General features: G+C 68.6%; 1 protein-coding gene. It reads right to left on the reverse strand.

Annotated features, from left to right (window positions below; all coding sequences use genetic code 11):
• Positions 1-593: hypothetical protein (locus AC2JF9_RS08285; protein WP_500726841.1), on the reverse strand; the 593-nt coding region annotated here is incomplete at both ends.

Below are 593 nucleotides of genomic sequence, written 5' to 3' on the forward strand. Positions count from 1 at the left end.
CCGGACGACGGGCTCGCCGACGCGGTCGGGCGGATAGGTCATCACCTCATAGGGAATCTTGCGGCCGCGATAGGCGCCGAGCTCCCGCTGGAGCTTCTCGATGTCGAAGGCCGCGGCGGCTTGCGCGGGAGCGGCGCCCCGCGCGAAGGCGGCGAGATAGCTGCGCAGCGGCGCCCTCCACTCCTCGGAGAAGAAGAGGAGGTGGACCATCGCCCAGGCGTGATAGGGCGTCCACTGGGGCGGCGGCCAGCCGTCGCCGGTCAGATATTCGCCGCTCAGCACCTTGGCGACGGGGTAGCGGCCATGATGTTCGATGACCTCGCGCAAGCCCTCCGGGGCGCGGCCATATTCCATGACGCCGCTCTCGTCCGCCCTGAACGTCGCGAACATCTCCCCGAAGCCCTGCAGGTACCAGCGCGGATAGGCGGCCGGGAAATAGGTCATGAGATAATGCTGGGCGTAGAGCGAGTAGAGCCGCCCCGCGGCGGACTGGCAGAAGGAGATCTCGCCCACCGGCATTATGCCGTAGTCGAAGCCGAAGGCGCTGGTCTGCGCGCCCGGCGCCGGCGTGACGCTCGCATCCACGCCGATCT

It is taken from the genome of Lactobacillus sp. C449L, assembly GCF_059900815.1.